This is a genomic window from Lutibacter sp., from assembly GCF_041562875.1.
Taxonomy (GTDB): Bacteria; Bacteroidota; Bacteroidia; order Flavobacteriales; family Flavobacteriaceae; genus Lutibacter.
Genome location: NZ_JBFFOE010000178.1, coordinates 1 through 2,523 on the forward strand (window position 1 = coordinate 1; position 2,523 = coordinate 2,523).

Annotated in this window: 4 protein-coding genes; 2 read left to right on the plus strand and 2 right to left on the minus strand. The window is 28.0% G+C overall.

The annotated features are described in order from the left end of the window. A partial coding sequence (hemW, locus tag ABY863_RS13415; protein WP_372795666.1) for a radical SAM family heme chaperone HemW occupies nt 1–1,079 on the minus strand: 1,079 nt, incomplete at its 3' end. 114 nt (nt 1,080–1,193) lie between these two features. Here hemW and ABY863_RS13420 point away from each other — a divergent pair. Next, nucleotides 1,194–1,481 (plus strand): antibiotic biosynthesis monooxygenase, encoded by a 288-nt coding sequence (locus ABY863_RS13420; RefSeq protein ID WP_372795668.1) that lies wholly within the window; start codon nt 1,194–1,196, stop codon nt 1,479–1,481. Here the strand turns inward: ABY863_RS13420 and ruvC are convergent, their stop codons facing one another. Further along, the gene (gene ruvC, locus ABY863_RS13425; RefSeq protein WP_372795670.1) at nt 1,482–2,036 is read right to left on the minus strand and encodes a crossover junction endodeoxyribonuclease RuvC; all 555 of its coding nucleotides are present in this window, start codon (nt 2,034–2,036) and stop codon (nt 1,482–1,484) included. 24 nt (nt 2,037–2,060) lie between these two features. Between ruvC and ABY863_RS13430 the strand changes: the two genes are divergently transcribed. Then, the coding region (locus ABY863_RS13430; protein ID WP_372795672.1) for a lysylphosphatidylglycerol synthase domain-containing protein at nt 2,061–2,523 on the plus strand (463 nt) is incomplete at its 3' end.

Below are 2,523 nucleotides of genomic sequence, written 5' to 3' on the forward strand. Positions count from 1 at the left end.
ACCAATATATTACTTGATAAAGAATTCTGCTGAATTTCTAACAATCCATTTTCAATAAAAGGTTTCGCATTAATTTTTAATTGTTCTAAATAATTTACTCCAAAATCCTTTTCTACTTTTTCAAATGAAACTCCCCAAATTGTTCGCAAACCAGTCATAATATATTCATTAAACCTATTGTTTATTGTTAATATTTCACTTTCAGATGGTAGCTTGTTTTCAAGTAAACTGTTTATATATTTAGTATTATTTGAAACATTCCAAGATCTTTCTAAACCATTAAATGAATGAGCCGAAGGTCCAATACCTAAATACTTTTCACCTTGCCAATAAGAAATATTATGTTTTGAAAAATATTCAGGCTTGCCAAAATTAGAAATTTCATAATGTACAAAACCTTGTTTTTCAGTCTCTTCAACTAATATATTAAAATGTTCTAAAGCTAAATTTTCATCAACTGGTGGTACTTTCCCATTTTTTATAAAACTATGCAATACCGTTTTTTCTTCAACGGTTAGCGCATAACTTGAAATATGAGGAATACCAAATTCAAATGCTTGTTTCAAATTTGCTAACCATTTTTCGTTGCTCATATTTGGAACACCATAAATTAAATCAATGGTAATATTATCAAAATATTTTTTTGCTTCAACCAAACATTTTTTAGATTCTTCTGCTGTATGAGCACGATTCATAAACTTTAAATCATCCTCAAAAAAAGATTGAATTCCAATGCTTAATCTGTTTATTGGTGATTGTGCCAGTTCTTTAATTTTTTGAATAGATAAATCATCCGGATTTGCTTCCAACGTAATTTCAGCATTGTTAACAACCCTATAATTCTCATAAATAATCGTTATTAAAAATTGCAATTCATCAATCGTTAATATAGAAGGTGTGCCACCTCCAAAATAAATAGTTTCAATTTGCGCTGTTCCAAATTCATTTTTTCTTAACAGCAGTTCTTGTTTTATTGCATTTAATAGTTCTTCTTTCCTTTTTAATGAGGTAGAAAAATGAAAATCGCAATAATAACATGCTTGTTTACAAAATGGTATGTGTATATAAATTCCTGCCAATTCTTTAAATTATTATTTGTTAAATGTACATCATTAAAAAAAAACTACAAAAAGTGATTTTTGTTACCTTTTTACTGGAATCTGTATTGTAAATTTGATAAAAAACATAAAACTATGTATACTCATATTGTTTCATTTAAGGTAAAAGAGGGCGAAGGAATTACATTTGTTGAATTACAAAAATTTGAAGAATTAACAGAAGCCAAACCTGCTGGGCTAGATCATTTTAATATTTTTAAAGATAGAAATGAAAAAAATAGGTATTTTTTAGTTGAATTTTGGAATTCTAAAGAAGATAAAGATAAAATGGAAGCTTCTAAAGAACATCACCTTTTTCATGAACATAGAAAATTAGTGATTGATAAAAAATTTGAAACCTATGAGTGTGATGTAATTATTTAATTACTCTTTCACTCTATCTCCATTTTGTTTTACAAAGGCACCCCAACCGGTATAGCTTTTTCCAACAGTTACATTTCCACTATTGTAAAAGTGACAAACTGCAGCGGCTAAACCATCTGTTGAATCTAAATTCTTCGGTAAGGTTTTTAGTTTCAACAAACTTTGCAACATTTTAGCAACCTGCTCTTTACTGGCATTTCCATTACCTGTAATTGCCATTTTTATTTTTTTAGGAGAATATTCAGTAATTGGAATTTCACGAGATAAACCTGCTGCCATGGCCACACCTTGAGCCCTACCTAATTTTAACATAGACTGCACATTTTTACCGAAAAAAGGAGCCTCAATTGCAATCTCATCGGGGTGATAGGTTTCAATTAAATGAATTGTGCGTTCAAAAATTATTTTCAATTTAACATAATGATCATCATACTTTTTTAATGACAATTCATTTAACTGAATTAATTCCATTTTTTTATTTACAATTTTTATCAATCCGAAACCCATAATGGTTGTTCCTGGATCAATTCCTAATATGATTTTTTCTGAACTCAATTATTCGTTTATTTGTAAAACCAAATGTACAATATCTCTCACAAATATAAACGCTTCCTTTTTTTACTGCTAAAATTAGCATTGGTGTTTGGCGCTTTCTATTTTATTTATAAAAAATTAGCTAGCAATCAGCTTTTATCTTTTACACAGTTACAAGATCAACTTTCATTACTATTTTCTAAAAATAACTGGATTCTTATATTTTTATTATTATTTACAGATGTTAACTGGTTGCTAGAAATTTATAAATGGAAATTATTAGCTTCCGTTGAAAAAAAAATTACTTTTTTTGAAGCCTATCAACAAAGTTTAGCTTCGCTTACAGCTTCACTAATTACACCAAATAGAATTGGTGAATACGGTGCAAAAGCACTCTATTTTAAAAAAAAATCTAGAAAAAAAATAGTGTTATTAAATTTTATTGGAAACATGAGCCAATTAACTGCAACTACTTTTTTTGGACTTATTGGATTGCTGTTTTTAATTA

Coding starts and splice junctions, on each gene's coding strand:
- ABY863_RS13420 (WP_372795668.1), top strand. CDS start 1,194: ATGTATACTCATATTGTTTCATTTAAGGTAAAAGAGGGCGAAGGAATT.